Genomic DNA, 18,532 nt, shown 5'->3' on the forward strand with positions numbered 1-18,532 from the left:
GGGAAACCCTGATTGCGCGCCAAGGGCCGTCTGTCGCGGCGCCAGGCGCGCGCAGCCACTAGGACTACGCTGTTTAGTGGGGAGCAAGTCTTTCTTCAATGAGGTGAGGGGATGGTTGAATCGCAGCGAATCGCAACGAAACCGGAAATCTACGAAGGACTGATCGACCGTTTGGGTCGTGCATTGGATGCAGCGAGAACCGCAGGTCGATTGCGTGATGAGCGGCCCGTGGAGTTGGAACTGCGTGGTCTGAGCCGCGCGGAGTTGGAACTGATCAAGGCTTATCTGGAACGCAACGGGCGCAATGCGCCTCCCTGGGTGGCAACCCCGCCAGTCAAGGAGCCAACGCATTCGGCCAAGGTGGTGTGGCTCAAGGATTTGTCGGCCGGTCGTGGCCCGGAAAAGCTCCGGTCCGCCCGCTACAAGTAATTCACTCCCCCAAAAGCACCATGTCACCGTAGAGATTGTCGCTAAACCCCGTTACACCTTAGGCTTCGGGCATCAATGGAGATGCCCGATGCCTATTCGTTATTTCATCAAACAACTGCTCCTGCCGCCCGGCATCTTTCTGCTGTTGCTGGCCTTTGCCTGGTGGTTTCGTCGCAGCCGCCCGCGCTTGGCAGCGCTGTGCTTTGCCCTGGGCTTTGGCGGGATGTGGCTGATCAGCCTGCCGGTGATGGTGCAGTGGGGCGCCCGAGCACTTGAAACCGAGCCGCCCTTGGCGCGGGAAGATTGGTCGACCCTGGCCCAACGCGCTGACGCCATTGTAATACTGGGCTCCGGACGCGAGCGCGGTGACCCGGCCTGGGGCACTGACCAACCTACGGGCGTAGGGCTTGAGCGCCAGCGTTATGCCGCACGGCTGGCCAAGGCCTCGGGGCTGCCGGTGCTGACCACCGGAGGCTTGCACTACGGCACGCCGCCCAGCGAAGCGCAGTTGATGGCCGTGTCGATGCAGGATGACTTCGGCGTGACGGTACGCTGGAAGGAGGAACGCAGCCGTACCACCTGGGAAAATGCGCAGATGAGCGCCGAGATTCTATTGCCCCAAGGCATCAAGCGCGTGGTGGTGGTGACCCAGGCCTGGCATATGCCGCGCTCGGTGTGGAGCTTTGAAAAGGCCGGTTTCACCGTGGTGCCTGCGCCAGTGGGATTCCTGGGCGTGGACAATGCCCGGCCGCTGGGGGGCTGGATGCCGGAGTTTGCGTCGGTATGGCGCAGCGGGCAGTTGATCAATGAGGCGGTGGGGCAGGTGGGTTACCGGTTGTTTTATAAGTAACACCGCAGGACAAATGTGGGAGGGGGCTTGCTCCCGATTGCGGTGTGTCAGTATCAGATGTACTGACTGATACACCGCTATCGGGGGCAAGCCCCCTCCCACATTTTTGTCCGATGTGATGCTGTTAGACGGTTTTGGACATGCGTCCCGCCAACAGCGCCCAGCCAAACAACAGCACACACACGATAATCAACGGCCACGACCGCCATTGCAGGTACGGCGTGAGGTTGTGCATCGGTACCACTTCGCCATACAGGATGCCGCGTTCGAACTGCGGAATCTGCACGGTGATCTGCCCGAACGGGTTGATCAACCCAGTCACGCCATTGTTGGTGGCGCGGATCATCCAACGACCAGCCTCCAGTGCACGCATCTGCGCCATTTGCAGGTGTTGCAGCGGGCCGATGGAGCGGCCGAACCAGGTGTCATTGCTGATGGTCAGCAGCAAATCGCTCTGGGCCGACAGGCCTGCGGCGAATTCCGGGTACACCACTTCGTAGCAAATGAACGGTGCAATCTGATAACCCTTGGCCTGCAGCATCGGCTGGTCGGCAGGGCCACGGGCGAAGTCGGACATGGGCAGGTCGAAAAACGCGATCAGCCCGCGCAGCATGTCTTGCAGCGGGACGTACTCGCCGAACGGCACCAGTTTCTGCTTGAGGTAGGTGCCGTCGCCTTCACCCACCACGGTGATGCCATTGAAATAGCGCTTCTGGTGGTGCACTTCCTGGCGGATCGGCACGCCGGTGATCAGTGCCGAGTGCCGGTCGGCAGCAAATTTGCCCATCATGCCCAGGTAGCCTTCCACCGATTCCTTGAGCACCGGCACTGCCGTTTCCGGCCACACCAGCAGGTCCACCGGCTTGGAGCTGAAGCTCATGTCGCGGTAAAGCGCCAACTGCGCATTGAGCTGTTCCGGGTCCCACTTCATGCTTTGCTCGACGTTGCCCTGGATCGCGGCCACGGTCAGCGGGGCGCCGGAAGGGGCTGTCCAGGCGTGGTGCTTGAGCGCCAGGCCGATGGCCCAAGGGGCGACCAGCAGCACGAGGCCTGCACCAATGAAGGCATTGCGCTTACTGGCCAACAGGCGTGGCAGGTTGCACAGCAGGGCCGCCGTCAGCGCCAGGGCAAAGGAGATCAGCCACATGCCACCCACGGGCGCCAGGCCAGTCAGAGGCCCGTCGAGCTGGCTATAACCGGAGTACAGCCACGGGAAACCGGTGAGGAACCAGCCGCGAAACGCTTCCTGGCCTACCCACAGCGCCGCGAAGGTCAGTGCATCCGCCAGCGGTGCCTCATTGCGACGCAACCAGCGTGCCCACAACCAGGCGGGCAGGGCGAAGAACCAGGCGATGGCGGCGGTGAACAGCAGCATCAGGAACCCCGCCAGCAGCACTGATGCGCCGCCGAAGTGGTGGATGCTGTAGTAGATCCAACTGGTACCGGCGCCAAACAGGCCAAAACCGAAACACCAGCCACGGCCCAGGGCCTGGCGTGGGCTCAGTTCTCGCAGGCCGATGTAGAACAGCCCGACGGCCAGCAGCGCAAACGGCCACAGATCGAAGGGCGCCAGCGCCAGGGTGGTGATGGCGCCGGCCACCACGGCCAGCAAATTACCGGGCCAGCCGGGGCGGGTTAGGCGCTGCATGTCATTCCTTAGCGGGCAATAGGTGTCAGGCGGATCAAGTGGATGCGACGGCTATCGGCATTGAGGATGCGGAAGCGATACGCGCCGATCTCGGTGGTTTCGTTGCGTTTTGGCAGATGGCCGAACGCATTCATCACCAACCCGCCAACCGTGTCGAACTCATCGTCGGAGAATTCGCTGTCGAAGAACTCGTTGAAGTTCTCGATGGGCGTGAGCGCCTTGATCAGGAAATCGCCGCTGGGCAGTGGCTTGATGTAGCTGTCTTCTTCAACGTCGTGTTCGTCTTCGATGTCGCCGACGATCTGTTCCAGCACGTCTTCAATGGTAACCAAGCCCGCCACGCCACCGTATTCGTCGATCACAATGGCCATGTGATTGTGGTTGGCGCGAAATTCACGCAACAGCACATTCAGGCGCTTGGATTCGGGCACGAAGGTCGCAGGGCGCAGCAGGTCCTTGATATTGAAGCTGTCGCCGTTCTCCTTGAGGATCAGCGGCAGCAGGTCCTTGGCCAGCAAAACGCCCATGACGTCGTCGTGGCTTTCACCGATCACCGGGTAGCGCGAGTGCGCCGAGTCGATCACGGCCGGGAGGAATTCCCGTGGGGTCTGGGTCGCCTTGATGCTGATCATCTGCGAGCGCGGGACCATGATGTCCCGTACTTGCAGGTCAGCCACCTGGATGGCGCCCTCGACGATGGCCAGCGCTTCGCTGTCCAGCAACTTGTTCTGGTGGGCCTCGCGCAAGAGCTCCAGCAGCTCCTGGCGGTTTTTCGGCTCGTGGACAAAAGCCTGGGTCAATTTACCCAGCCATGACTTCTGCCCGTTGCTCGATCGGTCTTCGCTCATAGCGATTACTCTAAATCCTTTGTTGTTTCAGTTAAGTGTCTTAGTTTTCGTCATCTGCGTAAGGGTCTGGATGACCCAATTCTGCAAGCAACGTTTGTTCCAGTGTTTCCATTTCCTCGGCTTCGTCATCGTCTATATGGTCGTAACCCAACAGATGCAAGCAGCCATGGATGACCAGATGAGCCCAATGGGCTTCAAGGTCTTTGCCTTGCTCCTTCGCCTCGCGCTCGACCACCTCGACGCAGATCACCAGGTCGCCCAGCAGGGGGATATCCAGTAACTCATCGGGCACATCGGCAGGGAAGGACAGCACGTTGGTCGCGTAGTCCTTCTGGCGCCAGGTGTGGTTCAGTTCGCGGCCCTCGGGCTCGTCCACCAGGCGAATGGTCAGTTCCGAGTCGGCGGTGCGCTGGCGCAGGGCCAGGGCGCACCATTGACGGAACTGTTCTTCGCTGGGGGCGGGCGCTTGGGTGGCCAGCTGCAGGTCGAGCTCAAGCATCGCGGCGAACGTCCTTGGACAGTCCATCGTCGCGGTGCTCGAAGCGCTCGTAGGCTTCGACGATGCGCTGCACCAGCGGGTGACGCACCACGTCTTTGGGCGAGAAGTGCGTGAAGCTGATGCCTGGCACGTCCTTGAGCACTTCAATCACATGGCTCAAGCCCGACTTGGTGCCTTTGGGCAGGTCAACCTGGGTAATGTCACCGGTGATAATGGCCGTGGAGCCGAACCCGATGCGGGTCAGGAACATCTTCATCTGCTCGACGGTGGTGTTCTGGCTTTCGTCGAGGATGATGAAACTGTTGCTCAAGGTGCGACCGCGCATGTAGGCCAGCGGGGCGATCTCGATCACCTGACGTTCGATCAGCTTGGCCACGTATTCAAAGCCCAGCATCTCGTAAAGCGCGTCGTAAAGCGGGCGCAGGTACGGGTCGATTTTTTGTGCGAGGTCGCCGGGCAGGAAGCCGAGCTTTTCGCCCGCTTCGACCGCCGGGCGCACCAGCAGGATGCGGCGCACTTGCTCGCGCTCCAGGGCATCCACTGCGCAGGCCACGGCCAGGTAGGTCTTGCCGGTACCGGCGGGGCCGATGCCGAAATTGATGTCGTTACCGAGGATTGCCTTGACGTACTTCTGCTGATTCAAGCCCTTGGGGCGAATCATGCCTTTTTTGGTACGCAGGGCCACGCTGGCTTCGGCGACAGGGTTGTTGGCCAAGTCTTCCACAGCCGATTCCTGCAAATACAGGTGCACGATTTCTGGCGACAGCTCGCTACCCTTGGTTTCGCGGTAGAGGCGGCGCAGCAGGTTTTCTGCGGATTTGGTGGATTGGGTTTCTCCAACGAGCTCGAACTGATTGCCGCGATTGCGGATCTCGATGCCCAGGCGTTGTTCGATCAGGCGCAGGTGCTCGTCGAACTGTCCGCACAGGTTGGCGAAACGGCGAGCCTCAAACGGCTCGAGGAGAAAACGATGGGGTTCTACTATGGGTGCGTTCAAGGTCGCTTTTAGCCGCCCTTTGGCTGTTTAGGTGAAAGAGAGAATAACGCCAGTGGCGCGGGTACGAAAGCACTTACGTCATCGGAATGTTGTGCGGTTCCAATGTGGGAGCGGGCTTGCTCGCGAAGGCGGTAGATCAGTCGACATCTGTAGCGACTGACACACCGCCTTCGCGAGCAAGCCCGCTCCCACATTTTGATCTCCATCAGTCAGGCATATTGATGGGTTACTGGATCAACGACCCCCGCAACGAGTGCGGCTGCGCCGCATCAATGTGCACATCGGCAAACTGCCCGATCAGGGTGGGGTTGTCGCAACGGAAGTTGACGATCCGGTTGTTCTCGGTGCGGCCTTGCAATTCGCCGGGGTCTTTTTTCGAGTAGTCGGTGACCAGGATGCGCTGAATCGAACCGACCATTTGTCGGCTGATCTCGAAACCCTGTTGGTTCAACCGGTGCTGCAGCGCGTTGAGGCGCTCTTTTTTAAGTTCTTCCGGGGTTTCGTCCACCAGGTCGGCGGCTGGGGTGCCGGGGCGCTGGCTGTAGACGAACGAGTAGGAGAAGTCGAAGCCCACGTCTTCGATCAGCTTCATGGTTTGCTGGAAGTCTTTCTCGGTTTCGCCAGGGAAGCCGACGATAAAGTCCGAGCTGATGCAAATGCCCGGCACCGCCGCACGCAGCTTGCGCAGTTTGGATTTGTATTCCAGGGCTGTGTGGTTGCGCTTCATCGCCGACAGGATGCGGTCCGAGCCTGATTGCACCGGTAGGTGCAGGTGTTTGACCAGTTCTGGTACTTCGGCATGGGCCAGGATCAGGCTGTCGGAGAACTCCAGCGGGTGCGAGGTGGTGTAGCGAATGCGCTCGATGCCGTCCACGGCCGCCACCACGCGGATCAACTCCGCCAGGTCGGCCAGGCGCCCGTCGTGGGTCAGGCCGCGATAGCCGTTGACGTTCTGGCCCAGCAGGGTCACTTCGCGCACGCCGTTTTCGGCCAGGTGGATGATTTCCGACAGTACGTCGTCAAACGGCCGGCTGACTTCTTCACCGCGGGTGTAGGGCACCACGCAGAAGGTGCAGTACTTGCTGCAACCTTCCATCACCGACACATAGGCGCTTGGCCCGTCGATGCGTGGCTCGGGCAAATGGTCGAATTTTTCGATTTCGGGGAACGACACGTCCACTTGCGGCAGCTTGGTGAAGCGTGCGGCGTCGATCATTTCCGGCAGACGGTGCAGGGTCTGTGGGCCGAAAACCACATCGACATAGGGCGCGCGGTCGCGAATGGCGGCGCCTTCCTGACTGGCCACGCAACCGCCGACGGCGATCACCATGTCTGGGTTGGCCAGTTTCAATTCACGCCAGCGGCCCAGCTGGGAGTACACACGGTCCTGGGCCCGTTCGCGGATCGAGCAGGTATTGAGCAGGATCACGTCGGCATCTTCGGCGCGGGCGGTGACTTCCAGGGCCTGGTGTTCGCCCAGCAGATCGACCATGCGCGAGCTGTCGTACTCGTTCATCTGGCAACCGTGGGTTTCGATGTAAAGCTTCTTGGCCATGGGAATCGTCAACTGGTGGTAAAGAACCCCGCATTATAGGGGGCATGCCCATTGGTTCCTAGCGTTGTGCATCGGGTGCCATGCTATAGTTCGCGCCCTCTTTTATATCCCCGATGTGTTATTCGCCCACCATGACCAAACGTGAAGCTCCAATCTATAAGGTGATATTCCTCAACCAGGGCCAGGTGTTCGAAATGTACGCCAAGCAGATCTATCAAAGTGATCTGTGGGGCTTCCTGGAAGTGGAAGAATTCGTCTTTGGCGAGCGCACCCAGTTGGTCGTCGACCCGGGCGAAGAGAAGCTCAAGGCGCAGTTCGAAGGCGTGGTGCGCAGCTTTGTGCCGATGCATTCGATTGTGCGTATCGACGAAGTGGAGCGCCTGGGGACGCCCAAGATCAGCGAAGCGCGGGGCACCAGCAATGTGATGCCGTTTCCGATGCCGATGCCTGAGAAGTAGGGCGTTAGACCGAGTCGCGTCCTTCGCGAGCAAGCCCGCTCCCACATTTGAATGCATTCCAAAATTGGAACTCGGTCAAATGTGGGAGCGGGCTTGCTCGCGAAGAGGCCTTTAGAGGCGCTAGAGATTTAAGGCAGCGGTGAAAAAGGCGAACGCCCATCAGCACTCTGCAATTCCTGCAGATAATTGCGGAAAATCTGCCCCAGCACCTGGGTCGCCACTTCCAACTCATCACGCTGCATATGCTCGGCCACTTCGTCGGCCGTATCCAGCGCATCTTCAGCACCGTTGACCGCCGCCATCTTCAGCACGATATAGGCCTGGACGTTATTGGCCGGTACGCCTTCGCCCTTGAAGAACATGTTGCCCAGTTCGAATTGCGCTTGAGCATGCCCCTGCAACGAGGCTTTCTCGAAGTAGCTCAAGGCTTTGTTGAGGTCGCGAGCGGGGTTCTTGCTGTCGTGGAAGTACTCACCCAACTCGTATTGCGCCTGCGCATCCCCACCGTCGGCCTGTTTCTGGCACGCGCTCAGGGCTTCGGCCTGGCTGTCAGGCTGGGTATTGAGGGTGCAACGACCCATCGCTGGGATTAACAACGAGTTGCCGCCTGCTTGTGCATGTGCCAGCAGCGGCTGAAGGAGCAACAGGCAGCCCAGAACCAGGGTGCGGCCGGTGCGTTTCATGGGAATCGACTTACCTCTGACGGGGCACGCGGACCCTCGCGGGATCCAATAAGCGCGCATTATGAAATAAGCAGGCCTCTGCTTACAAAGTCTTTACTCGTTTTTCTGCTGGTTGGGCAAGTTATCTGCCGGATTGCAGGTGATTTCTCGAAAAAACTCGGAATTATCTGTCAGCAAAGTAGCAAATCAGACACCGTTTGGACGGTGCCTGACTTTTTCGGCCTTTTATTTCAGCGCAGCGAATGCCCGCTCGGCAGCGTCGAGGGTCAGTTTCAACTCGGCGTCGCCATGGGCGATCGAAGTGAAGCCGGCCTCGAAGGCGCTAGGCGCCAGGTACACGCCGCCTTCCAGCATCAGGTGGAAGAAGCGCTTGAACAGATCGGCATCGCTGCCCATCACGTCGTCGAAGGTGACAATGTCGTCGGCGCCGCTGAAATACAGGCCGAACATGCCACCCGCTTGGGTGGTAACAAACGGGATACCTGCCGCATCGGCACGTTGTTGCAGGCCGTCGAGCAGGCGCGTGGTGTAGTCGGTCAGCTCGGCGTGAAAGCCCGGGCGGCTGATCAGGCGCAGGGTGGTCAGGCCAGCGGCCATGGCCAGTGGGTTACCCGACAGAGTGCCCGCCTGGTATACCGGGCCCAGCGGCGCGATGTGCTGCATGATTTCGCGCTTGCCGCCGAAGCAGCCTACCGGCATGCCGCCGCCGATGATCTTGCCGAAGGTGCTCAGGTCTGGCGTGACGCCGTAGTAAGCCTGGGCGCCACCGAGGGCCACGCGGAAACCGGTCATCACTTCGTCGAAAATCAGCACCACGCCGTGCTTGTCGCACTGCTCGCGCAGGCCTTCAAGGAAGCCCGGCGCCGGTGGTACGCAGTTCATATTGCCGGCCACCGGCTCGACGATGATGCAGGCCACGTCCTGGCCCACTTCATTGAGCATCTGCTCGACGGCGGCGATGTCGTTGAACGGCAGGGTGAGGGTGTGCTTGGCAAAGGCTGCCGGTACACCGGCCGAGCTTGGCACGCCCTGGGTCAGCAGGCCGGAACCGGCTTTCACCAGCAGGCTGTCGGAGTGGCCGTGGTAGCAGCCTTCGAACTTGATGATGCTGTCGCGGCCAGTGAGACCACGGGCCAGGCGGATTGCGCTCATGGTGGCTTCGGTGCCGGAGCTGACCATGCGCACCATTTCCATGGAGGGCACGATGGCGCAGACCAGGTCGGCCATCTCGGTTTCCATGGCCGTCGGCGCGCCGTAGGACAGGCCGTGTTCCAGCTGCTTGCGCACTGCGTCCAGCACATCCGGGTGGCTGTGGCCGAGGATCATCGGGCCCCAGGAACCCACGTAGTCAACGTAGCGTTTGTCATCTTCGTCGGTGACGTAGGCGCCTTCGGCATGTTTGAAGAACAACGGCGTACCGCCCACGCTCTTGAACGCACGCACGGGGGAGTTCACACCGCCGGGGATGTGCTTCTGGGCATTGGCAAACAGGGTTTCGGAACGGGACATGATGGGGCTCTCTAAAATCAAATCTTAAGAAGGTCGTTAAAGGCGCGGGCACGACGCGTGACTTCCTGGGTGCTGTCGGCACCGAACAGGCCGTGGACCACCGCCAGCAGGTCGGCACCGTGGGCCACCAAAGGTTCGGCGTTCTCCAGGGTGATGCCGCCGATCACGCAGATCGGCAGGTGCAGGCGCGCGCGGGCCTGGGCCAGCATCTCGACCGTGGCGGCCGGGGCGCCGGGCTTGGTATTGGAATTGAAGAAGCGGCCAAAGGCGACATAGCTGGCGCCTTCCTTGGCGGCCTGCTCGGCCAGTTCGATCTGGCTGTGGCAGGTGGCGCCGATGATCGCCTTGGAGCCCAGCAGTGCACGGGCTGGGGTCAACGGGCCGTCGGTCTGGCCCAGGTGCACGCCGACGCCCAGGCGTGCGGCCAATTCGGCGTCGTCGTTGATGATCAGTTGGGTTTTGTAGCGTGAGCACAGCTCCCGAAGTTTTTCTGCCTCACGCAGGCGTCGGGCGTCGTCGCCGCTTTTGTCGCGGTACTGCAGCAGGGCCAGGCCACCGTCCAACGCCGCTTCAACGTAGGCGAGGAATTTGCCGGCCAACAGTTCGCTGTCGGTAATGGCGTAAAGGCCACGTAGTTTCATCGGGCAGGCCTCTCATTAAATCTTACGAGCAGAAATCCAGCGGCAACCGGCGCGGTACGAACTGGCCTTGGCCGAGTTGTTCAGCATCACGCAGGGTGCGCCAAGTGTAGTTGAGCGCCGATTGCACCGCGCTCACCAGGCCTTCGCCCTGGGCGATCCGACCGGCCAATGCACTGGCCAGCGTGCAGCCCGAACCGTGATAGCTGCCGGGCAGGCGCTGACAGGTAAAGGTCTGCTGCGTACCGTCGCGGCTATATAAACGGTTGTGCACTTCATGCTCGTCACCATGACCACCGGTGATCAACAGGTGCTTGATAAACGGCAGCAGCTTCGCCGCGCACTCGTCGGCGGTGCCGTCGGGCAGTTCAGCGAGGATGCGGGCTTCGGGCAGGTTCGGGGTGGCGATCAGCGACAACGGCAACAGCCGCTCACGCATCGCATAACCGACCTCATCCTTGCCCAGGCTGCCACCGCCGCCGGCGCGCAGAACCGGGTCGCACACCACCGGCAAGTGCGGGTGCGCCTGCAGCAACTCGACCACGGTGTCGACCATCGCGGTGGAGCCAAGCATGCCCAGTTTGACCGCCGCCACCTCGGAATCGCCAAGCACGGCATTGGCCTGAGCCAGTACCCACTCGCGGTCGAGCACGCGAAAATCGCTGACATTGACCGTGTTTTGCACAGTCAGGGCGGTGACGGCCGGGGCCGCATGACAGCCCTGGGCGAGCAGGGCTTCGATATCTGCCTGCAAGCCGGCGCCACCACTGGGATCATGGCCGGAGAGACAGAGGACAACGGGGCGAGAGCTGTAGATATTCATGGTGCGCGAGCTTACCACCAAACGCTTTTTGCGTGGCTCTCTGGCGGTGGTTGAATTTTGTGCCGGGGGTGACGCTTTTCTGGCGCATTCCTGGTGCTCGGAAACACGCTGTAAGCCACGTTCTAGAGCCTTTGGAAAAATTATTTCAATGGTGTCCATTAGCCTTTAATGGCTATGCTAGAGTGGATCCAAACCACTATTAACTGTATTGCCGGTTTACGTCTTCTCAAAAGGAATGGGGGGCTTTTTGACTTAACCGGGCAGGCCACGCTGGGGCTCTATGCGCTATTTGCTGATTTTATTGTTGTGCGGGCTACCGTTGCTCGCCGGCGCCGTCGAGTTCGACCAGAACACGCGAAGCCTGCCCCTGGGCCGCGTCATGCAAGTGCTCGAAGACCCGACCGACGCCCTCACCATCGCCGAAGTCAGCTCCCCCACGTACGCCGCACAGTTCAAGACCCATGACAAAGCCACCCTCAACGCCGGCTATTCGCGCTCGGTGTTCTGGCTCAAGGTCGACCTGCATTACCTGGCCAAAGACCCCCGCGCCCCACGCACCTGGTTCCTGGAACTGGCCTACCCGCCGCTGAACCACCTGGAGCTGTACCAGAACGACGGCACCGGCAACTATCGACTCACCACCCGCACCGGCAGTGCCTTGCCGTTTTCCAGCCGTGAAGTGCGCCAGAGCAATTACCTGTTCAAGCTCAACTTTGTGCCAGACCAGCAAGAAACGGTGTACCTGCGCCTGCAGAGCGAAGGTTCGATCCAGGCGCCATTGACCCTCTGGGCCGGGACCGCGTACCTGGAGCAGCAGCCGCTGCGCCTTTACGTACTGGGGGCGATCTATGGCGTACTGCTGGGCATGCTGATCTACAACCTGTTTATCTACCTGAGCGTGCGCGACACCAGCTACCTCTATTACATCTTTTACATCGCCTCATTCGGCCTTTATCAACTGTCGGTCAATGGTGTGGCCGTGGAGTACTTCTGGCCCAACAACCCCTGGTGGGCCAATGCGGCGGTGCCGTTCCTGATCGGCTCGGCGGCGCTGTTCGGCAGCCTGTTCGCCCGCAGCTTCCTGCACACCGCGCAACACAGCCGCTGGCTCGATCGCATTCTGCTGGCACTGGCGGCCTGTGGCGCGCTGGTGATGGCCCTGGCCCTGCTGACCAGCTATGCGGTGGCCCTGCGCCTGGCGACCGGGCTGGCGCTGGTATTCACCGTGACCATCTTTGTCGCGGCCATCAAGGCCTGGTACTGCGGCCAACGCATGGCGCGTTATTTCATCATTGCCTGGTCGGCGTTCTTGCTGGGTGGGGTGGTCAACACGCTGATGGTGCTGGGCTACCTGCCCAATGTGTTCCTGACCATGTATGCCAGCCAGATCGGCTCGGCCATCGAGGTTGCGCTGCTGTCACTGGCCCTGGCCGACCGCATCAACAGCATGCGTGAGCAGCAGGCACAGATCCTCTTCGACGCCAGCCAGAAGCTGGAAGTACTCAACCAGCAACTGGCCCGCAGCAACCGGCTCAAGGATGAGTTCCTTGCCACCCTGACCCATGAGCTGCGCACGCCGATGAATGGCGTGATCGGCTCCCTGGAACTGATGCAGACCGTGCCCCTGGCCGAGGACCTGGCGCAGTACCAGCAAACTGCCGCCGGTTCGGCGCGGGACATGATGCGCATGGTCAATGGCATCCTTACCCTTACCGAACTGCAGGCCGGGCGCCTGAGTGCCCAGCCCCAGGTGTTCAGCCTGCGGGGTGTGCTCCACACCCTGCGCCAGCAGTTCAGTAGCAGCGCCCAAGGCAAGGGCCTGGAGTTCTCCATCGACGTGGCGGTCGAGTTGCCGGATCGGCTCATTGGCGATGCGGATAAGCTGGTGCAGTGCCTCGATTGCCTGTTGGACAATGCCTTCAAGTTCACTCACGAAGGCTCGGTGCGCCTGCGCGTCGTGGGCTTGCCTCACAGTGACGGTAGCCTGCACTTGAGCTTTATCGTCACCGACACGGGCATCGGTTTTGCTTCCCTTGATGAAGCAACCCTGTACCAGCACTTCTTCCAGCTTGACGGTTCCACTACCCGCGAATACGGCGGCCTGGGTATCGGCCTGGCCATTTGCCGACAGCTGATCGAACTGCTGGGCGGGCGCCTCACCCATCATTCCGAACCGCGCAAGGGCAGCCGCTTCCAGCTGGAAATGGACGTCAGCCCGGTACCTGCCCAGCCAGCCCAGGCGTTGGATAAGCATCGCGCGCCACAGGACTGCGCCGTGCTGTTGGTAGATGACAACAGTGTCGGCCAGTTGGTGGTGCGCGGCATGTTGCTCAAGCTCGGTTACCGGGTGAAAACCGCAAGCAGCGATACAAGTGCCCTGGCGGCCTTGCAAGGGGAAAAATTCGACGCCGTGTTGTTGGACATACCCGAAGGCAGTTTCTCCTTGTGTTGTCAGATCCGTGCGTTGCCAGGCTGCGGCGAACTGCCGGTGATTGCCTTGAGCACATCATTGAATGTGTCGCAACGCGAGCACTGCCACGGCATCGGCGTCAGCGATCGCCTGGCCAAGCCGGTGCGTTTCGAGGCGCTGCAAGCGGTGCTGGAGCGCCTCTTACTGTGCCCGCTAGAGGGCGAAAGCGCCGGACAATAGGCGGGTATGTCACTTTTTTAACCCAGGCGGCGGTGCTTAACTGAAATTCGTGCCTCAACCACATGGGGCCGTTTTCCAGGAGGCCGCCATGAACCTGCATCAGTTTGCCGAAACCCACGACGTTACCAATCAGCCCCCTTCCCTGGAGGGTACTAACCTGTATCGCGTCGACCTGCCCTTGCAGGAGTGGTCGCGCCGTTTCGGCGCAGGCTGGGCAGAAGGGCGCCTGGACGCCTACGGTGCGCTGGCGGGTGGGCCGTTGATGGAGGCCGGGTTCCTGGCCAACCAGAATAAACCGGTGTTCAGCAGCCATGACCGTTACGGTCACCGCATTGACCTGGTGGAGTTCCACCCGGCCTATCACGAGCTGATGCGCACCGCCGTCGAACAGGGTTTGCCGTCGCTGCCGTGGGCCCATCCGCAGTCCGGTGCGCATGTGGCTCGCGCTGGCTTAACGTACCTGCACAGCCAGGCTGAAGCCGGCACCGGTTGCCCGCTGACCATGACCTTCGCCTGTGTGCCCGCCCTGCGCTTGCAGCCGGATCTGGCCGACATCTGGCTGCCGAAAATCCTTAATACCCACTACGACCCCCGCAACGTCGGCATTGCCCATAAGGGCGGCGCCACCATTGGCATGGCCATGACCGAGAAACAAGGCGGCACCGATGTGCGTGCCAACACCACCCGTGCCTATCCCGTGGGCGCCGGTGGGCCGGGCCAGGCTTATGAACTGGTGGGGCACAAGTGGTTTTGCTCGGCGCCCATGTGCGACGCGTTCCTGACCCTGGCCCAGACTGACAAGGGCCTGACCTGTTTCCTGCTGCCCCGGCACCGTCCGGATGACACGCGCAACGAGTTCTATATCCAGCGCCTGAAAAACAAGCTCGGTAACTGCTCCAACGCTTCCAGCGAAGTGGAATTCCGTGGCGCCCTGGCCTGGATGATCGGCGAAGAAGGCCGGGGCGTGCCCACCATCATCGAAATGGTCGCCATGACCCGCTTCGATTGCATGGTCGGTTCCAGCGCCTTGATGCGCCAGGCACTGACCCAGGCCAGCCATCATTGTGCCCACCGTTCGGTGGGCGGCCGCGTTCTCAGTGAGCAACCGCTGATGCAAAACGTACTCGCCGACCTGGCCCTGGAAAGCGAAGCCGCATTGGCCCTGAGCATGCGCATGGGCCGCGCGCTGGACCATCTGGACGATGCACAGGAAGCCAAGTTCGCTCGATTGGTGACGGCGGTCGGCAAGTATTGGATCTGCAAACGCGCCCCCGCGATGATCAATGAAGCGGCCGAATGCATGGGCGGTGCCGGGTATGTCGAGGACAGCATCCTGCCGCGCCTGTACCGTGAGGCGCCGGTGAATTCAACGTGGGAAGGTTCTGGCAACGTGCAGTGCCTGGACGTGCTGCGGGCGCTGTCCAAAGAACCCGGCGTATTGGAGGCGTTGTTTGTGGAGCTGGGAGACGGGCATGGCGACAAGCGACTGGCGCGGCATATCGAGCAGTTGAAGTCGGCGTTTATGGATACCCAGGATATTCAGTACCGTGCGCGGCAGTTGACCGAGGATATTGCCGTGGCGTTGCAGGCCAAGTTGCTGGTGGAGGCGGGGAATGGGGCGGTGAGTGATGGGTTTATTGCCAGCCGCCTTGGAGAATCATCTGGCCGCGTATATGGCACCTTGCCGCGTGGGGTGGACGTGGAGGCGATTGTTGCCCGTAGCACTCCCCAATCCCTCTGACTTTACCGGGTCAAAATGTGGGAGCATTCCAATTGCACTGTTTCAGTAGGGCTGGGTTACAGGCAAGATAAAGGCCTGCACGTCAGAACACAGGATGCTTACCGTGACCGAAGCTTTTGTTGTCGTTCAATCCGCCGAAGAAGCCGTGGACCGGCTGGCGGCTCTGCATGAGCGTGCTACCGGCGCGCTCAACCAGGCCCTCAAGCAATATCTGAAAGACCGCGTCGAGCCCGACGCCGAACAACGCGCACTGTTTCGCTACCCGGAACTGCGTCTGACCTACCACTGCCACGGCGAAGTCCCACAGACTACCCGGGCCTACGCCAAGGTTCAGTTGCCGGGAACCTACAGCGTTACCGTCACCCACCCTGGCGCATTCCGTAAGTACCTGCTGGAGCAACTGGTGCCCTTGATGCATGACTTCACCGTGACGGTAGAAGTGGGCGTCAGCCAGCAGAACATTCCTTACCCCTACGTGGTGGAGCAGGGCGACGAGTTGGCCGGCTCTGGTGTAACGGCTGCCACCCTGGCCCGCGTGTTTCCCAGCACCGACCTGTCGGCGGCCACCGATGGCATCGCCGACGGCCTCTACGATTGGGAAAACACCGACCCGCTGCCGCTGGCGCTGTTCGATGCCGCTCGCGTGGACTTCTCGCTGCGCCGCCTGGTGCACTACACCGGCAGTGACTGGCGCCATGTGCAGCCGTGGATCCTGCTGACCAACTATCACCGTTACGTCGACCAGTTCATCCTGCATGGCCTGGAGCAACTGCGCAGCGACCCACGGTTTATCCGCATGGTGCTGCCGGGCAACGTGGTGATCGACAAGGCCATGGACCACGGCGAAGCGTCCGCCATTGCCGCGGGCGTGGTGTGGCACCGCTACCAGATGCCGGCCTATCACCTGCAAGCCACGGATGGCCACGGCGTGACCCTGGTGAACATCGGCGTGGGCCCCTCCAACGCCAAGAACATCACCGACCACTTGGCCGTGCTGCGCCCCCATTGCTGGCTGATGATTGGCCACTGCGGTGGCCTGCGCCAATCCCAGACCATCGGCGACTACGTGTTGGCTCACGCCTATATGCGCCGCGACGGGATTCTCGACCGTGTGGTGCCGCCGAACATCCCGATCCCGGCCCTGGCCGAAGTGCAGATGGCGCTCCAGCAAGCGGCGGCCAACGTCACCGGCGAGAAAGGCGAAGAGCTGAAAAAGCGTCTGCGCACCGGTACCGTGCTGACCTACGACGACCGCAACTGGGAACTGCGCTGGGCCCAGGAACGGCCGCTGATCAACCTGTCCCGCGCCGTGGCCGTGGACATGGAAAGCGGCACCATCGCAGCGCAAGGCTATCGCTTGCGTGTGCCCTACGGCACGTTGCTGTGTGTATCGGACAAGCCGCTGCACAGCGAGATCAAGCTGCCCGGTTCGGCCAACGCGTTCTATGAGCGTGCGGTGAGCCAGCACTTGAAAATCGGCATCGAAGCGGTGGATCTGCTACGCACCGAACTCAACTCGCTGCACTCGCGCAAACTGCGCAGCTTCGACGAGCCGCCGTTCCGCTAAGCGGTTGGGATGGTTATTTAACGGTCAGGCCACTAGCATTGTCGGTCCTGACCGTTAGATGTACCGAAGCCATGTCCCGTCCCACACGCCCCGATTCGCGCCGCCCTGGCGTGAAACCTCCGCATTCCGCTGCACGCCGCGTTGCCAAGGCGCCGCCGGCGCAGCCCAAGCTGATCCTGTTCAATAAACCCTTCGACGTGCTGACCCAGTTCAGCGACGAAGGCGGGCGCGCGACCCTCAAGGACTTTATCGACATCCCCGGTATCTACCCGGCGGGCCGCCTGGACCGTGACAGCGAAGGCCTGTTGCTGCTGACCAATGACGGCCAGTTGCAGGCGCGCATTGCCGACCCCAAGCATAAGTTGGCGAAAACTTACTGGGTGCAAGTGGAAGGCGAGCCCACCGAAGAACACCTGCAACGCCTGCGTGATGGTGTGGAATTGAACGACGGCATGACCTTGCCCGCCGAAGCACGCCAGTTGGACGAACCCGAGTTATGGCCGCGCAACCCGCCCGTGCGGTTTCGCAAAAGCGTGCCGACCTATTGGCTGGAGCTGGTGATTCGGGAAGGGCGTAACCGTCAGGTGCGGCGCATGACGGCGGCGGTGGGCCTGCCCACTTTGCGCCTGGTGCGGGTGCGAATTGGCGATTGGTCCATTGACGGCCTGGACCAGGGCCAGTGGAAGGAAGTGCCGGCGCGCCTATAGTGCGCCGGACTCGATCAGGCCGATCACCACGCTCTTGATGATGAACGCCGCCACGCCCAGGCCCAGCACGAAAAACAGGATGAACGAACCAAAGCGCCCGGCCTTGGACTTCTTTGCCAGGTCCCAGACGATAAAGCCCATGAAAATGATCAGGATGGTGACCAGTCCGGTCATCATCCATTCTTCAAAGAGGGCGGGGTCTATGTTGTTCATGGGGAAATATCCGACAGAGGCAGGCGCGAAGTATAAGGCAGCCTGGCAAACGCTACATTGACCTACGTCGTGCGCGTAAAAAATGTGGGAGGGGGCTTGCTCCCGATTGCAGTGTGTCAGTCAACACATGCATCAACTGACAGATTGCTATCGGGAGCAAGCCCCCTCCCACATTGGATCTTCACTGTGCTTGAGATCAGGTTCTCAGGTGAGTCAGTGGCAGTTCGGTGCTGTTCAGCACTTGGTTCAGCACAAAGCTGGACCGCACACTGGTCACCCCTTCAATCCGGGTCAAATGCCCCAGCAGCAGTTTCTGGTAGTGATCCATATCCGGCACCACCACTTTCAATTGATAGTCGGCATCCATCCCGGTCACCAGGCTGCATTCCAGTACCTGGGGCAGAGTACGGATGGCCGCTTCGAAGTTCTCGAAACGTTCCGGTGTATGCCGGTCCATGCCGATCAGCACATAGGCGGTGAGGCTCAGGCCGAGCATCTTGCGGTCGAGCAGGGCGACCTGGCGGGAGATGTAGCCGTCGTCCTCCAACTGCTTGACCCGGCGCGAGCACGGCGACGGCGACAGGCCAATGCGTTCGGCCAACTCCTGGTTGGAGATCCGCGCGTCGCGTTGCAATTCCGCCAAAATACTCAGGTCGTATCGGTCAAGCTTGCTCATTGGGTTGGCCTTTGTCGTAACTATTGCGGTGAATTATCTAT

General features: G+C 61.0%; 18 protein-coding genes. 7 read left to right on the forward strand and 11 right to left on the reverse strand.

Going from position 1 to position 18,532, the window contains the following annotated elements; translation table 11 throughout:
• Positions 1-111: 111 nt before the first annotated feature.
• Together DYL59_RS23705 and DYL59_RS23710 are read left to right on the forward strand one after the other, a co-directional pair.
• The gene (locus DYL59_RS23705; RefSeq protein ID WP_135291355.1) at positions 112-429 is read left to right on the forward strand and encodes a hypothetical protein; all 318 of its coding nucleotides are present in this window, start codon (positions 112-114) and stop codon (positions 427-429) included.
• Positions 430-517: 88 nt separating this feature from the next.
• Entirely contained in the window at positions 518-1,279 is a 762-nt protein-coding gene (locus tag DYL59_RS23710) for a YdcF family protein (RefSeq protein WP_135291356.1), read from the forward strand.
• A gap of 124 nt (positions 1,280-1,403) precedes the next feature.
• Here the strand turns inward: DYL59_RS23710 and lnt are convergent, their stop codons facing one another.
• The 5 genes from lnt to miaB form a co-directional block, all read right to left on the reverse strand.
• Positions 1,404-2,927: an apolipoprotein N-acyltransferase gene (gene lnt / locus DYL59_RS23715; protein ID WP_135291357.1), complete on the reverse strand. Its 1,524-nt coding sequence runs from the start codon at positions 2,925-2,927 to the stop codon at positions 1,404-1,406.
• 8 nt (positions 2,928-2,935) lie between these two features.
• Entirely contained in the window at positions 2,936-3,775 is an 840-nt protein-coding gene (locus DYL59_RS23720; RefSeq protein WP_135291358.1) for an HlyC/CorC family transporter, read from the reverse strand.
• Positions 3,776-3,815: 40 nt separating this feature from the next.
• Positions 3,816-4,274 carry an rRNA maturation RNase YbeY gene (gene ybeY, locus DYL59_RS23725; protein ID WP_135291359.1) on the reverse strand — a complete coding sequence of 153 codons (459 nt, stop codon included), beginning with the start codon at positions 4,272-4,274 and terminating at the stop codon, positions 3,816-3,818.
• Positions 4,267-5,271 (reverse strand): PhoH family protein, encoded by a 1,005-nt coding sequence (locus tag DYL59_RS23730; protein WP_135291360.1) that lies wholly within the window; start codon positions 5,269-5,271, stop codon positions 4,267-4,269. The genes ybeY and DYL59_RS23730 overlap by 8 nt, the downstream gene beginning before the upstream one ends.
• A 226-nt stretch (positions 5,272-5,497) precedes the next feature.
• A complete protein-coding gene (miaB, locus tag DYL59_RS23735) occupies positions 5,498-6,826 on the reverse strand; it encodes a tRNA (N6-isopentenyl adenosine(37)-C2)-methylthiotransferase MiaB (protein WP_135291361.1) in 1,329 nt (442 codons plus the stop codon).
• Positions 6,827-6,957: 131 nt separating this feature from the next.
• Here miaB and DYL59_RS23740 point away from each other — a divergent pair, with 131 nt between their 5' ends.
• Positions 6,958-7,284, forward strand: coding sequence for a DUF1820 family protein (locus DYL59_RS23740; RefSeq protein ID WP_003194436.1), 327 nt, complete (start codon positions 6,958-6,960; stop codon positions 7,282-7,284).
• Between the two features lie 128 nt (positions 7,285-7,412).
• Here the strand turns inward: DYL59_RS23740 and DYL59_RS23745 are convergent, their stop codons facing one another.
• The 4 genes from DYL59_RS23745 to DYL59_RS23760 form a co-directional block, all read right to left on the reverse strand.
• Positions 7,413-7,967 (reverse strand): tetratricopeptide repeat protein, encoded by a 555-nt coding sequence (locus tag DYL59_RS23745; protein ID WP_010206766.1) that lies wholly within the window; start codon positions 7,965-7,967, stop codon positions 7,413-7,415.
• Between the two features lie 225 nt (positions 7,968-8,192).
• Entirely contained in the window at positions 8,193-9,476 is a 1,284-nt protein-coding gene (hemL, locus tag DYL59_RS23750) for a glutamate-1-semialdehyde 2,1-aminomutase (RefSeq protein WP_135291362.1), read from the reverse strand.
• Positions 9,477-9,493: 17 nt separating this feature from the next.
• Positions 9,494-10,117: a thiamine phosphate synthase gene (thiE, locus tag DYL59_RS23755; RefSeq protein WP_135291363.1), complete on the reverse strand. Its 624-nt coding sequence runs from the start codon at positions 10,115-10,117 to the stop codon at positions 9,494-9,496.
• Between the two features lie 22 nt (positions 10,118-10,139).
• The gene (locus DYL59_RS23760; protein ID WP_135291364.1) at positions 10,140-10,937 is read right to left on the reverse strand and encodes a hydroxymethylpyrimidine/phosphomethylpyrimidine kinase; all 798 of its coding nucleotides are present in this window, start codon (positions 10,935-10,937) and stop codon (positions 10,140-10,142) included.
• Between the two features lie 280 nt (positions 10,938-11,217).
• Here DYL59_RS23760 and DYL59_RS23765 point away from each other — a divergent pair, with 280 nt between their 5' ends.
• The 4 genes from DYL59_RS23765 (at position 11,218) to DYL59_RS23780 (ending at position 17,602) form a co-directional block, all read left to right on the forward strand.
• Positions 11,218-13,587: a hybrid sensor histidine kinase/response regulator gene (locus DYL59_RS23765; protein WP_135291365.1), complete on the forward strand. Its 2,370-nt coding sequence runs from the start codon at positions 11,218-11,220 to the stop codon at positions 13,585-13,587.
• Between the two features lie 88 nt (positions 13,588-13,675).
• Positions 13,676-15,328 (forward strand): acyl-CoA dehydrogenase family protein, encoded by a 1,653-nt coding sequence (locus DYL59_RS23770; RefSeq protein WP_135291366.1) that lies wholly within the window; start codon positions 13,676-13,678, stop codon positions 15,326-15,328.
• 94 nt (positions 15,329-15,422) lie between these two features.
• Complete coding sequence (gene amn / locus DYL59_RS23775) at positions 15,423-16,895, forward strand: AMP nucleosidase (RefSeq protein ID WP_167496711.1); 1,473 nt, start codon at positions 15,423-15,425, stop codon at positions 16,893-16,895.
• A 71-nt stretch (positions 16,896-16,966) separates the two neighbouring features.
• On the forward strand, positions 16,967-17,602 hold the full coding sequence (locus DYL59_RS23780; protein ID WP_135291368.1) for a pseudouridine synthase: 636 nt from the start codon (positions 16,967-16,969) through the stop codon (positions 17,600-17,602).
• On the opposite strand, the gene DYL59_RS23785 is transcribed toward DYL59_RS23780, so the two are convergent.
• On the reverse strand, positions 17,597-17,806 hold the full coding sequence (locus DYL59_RS23785; protein ID WP_025999909.1) for a DUF2788 domain-containing protein: 210 nt from the start codon (positions 17,804-17,806) through the stop codon (positions 17,597-17,599). The genes DYL59_RS23780 and DYL59_RS23785 overlap by 6 nt on opposite strands.
• Positions 17,807-18,011: 205 nt before the next feature.
• Positions 18,012-18,491 (reverse strand): Lrp/AsnC family transcriptional regulator, encoded by a 480-nt coding sequence (locus DYL59_RS23790; RefSeq protein ID WP_003176264.1) that lies wholly within the window; start codon positions 18,489-18,491, stop codon positions 18,012-18,014.
• Positions 18,492-18,532 lie beyond the last annotated feature (41 nt).

The organism is Pseudomonas kairouanensis (genome assembly GCF_004682055.1).
Taxonomy (GTDB): domain Bacteria; phylum Pseudomonadota; class Gammaproteobacteria; order Pseudomonadales; family Pseudomonadaceae; genus Aquipseudomonas; species Aquipseudomonas kairouanensis.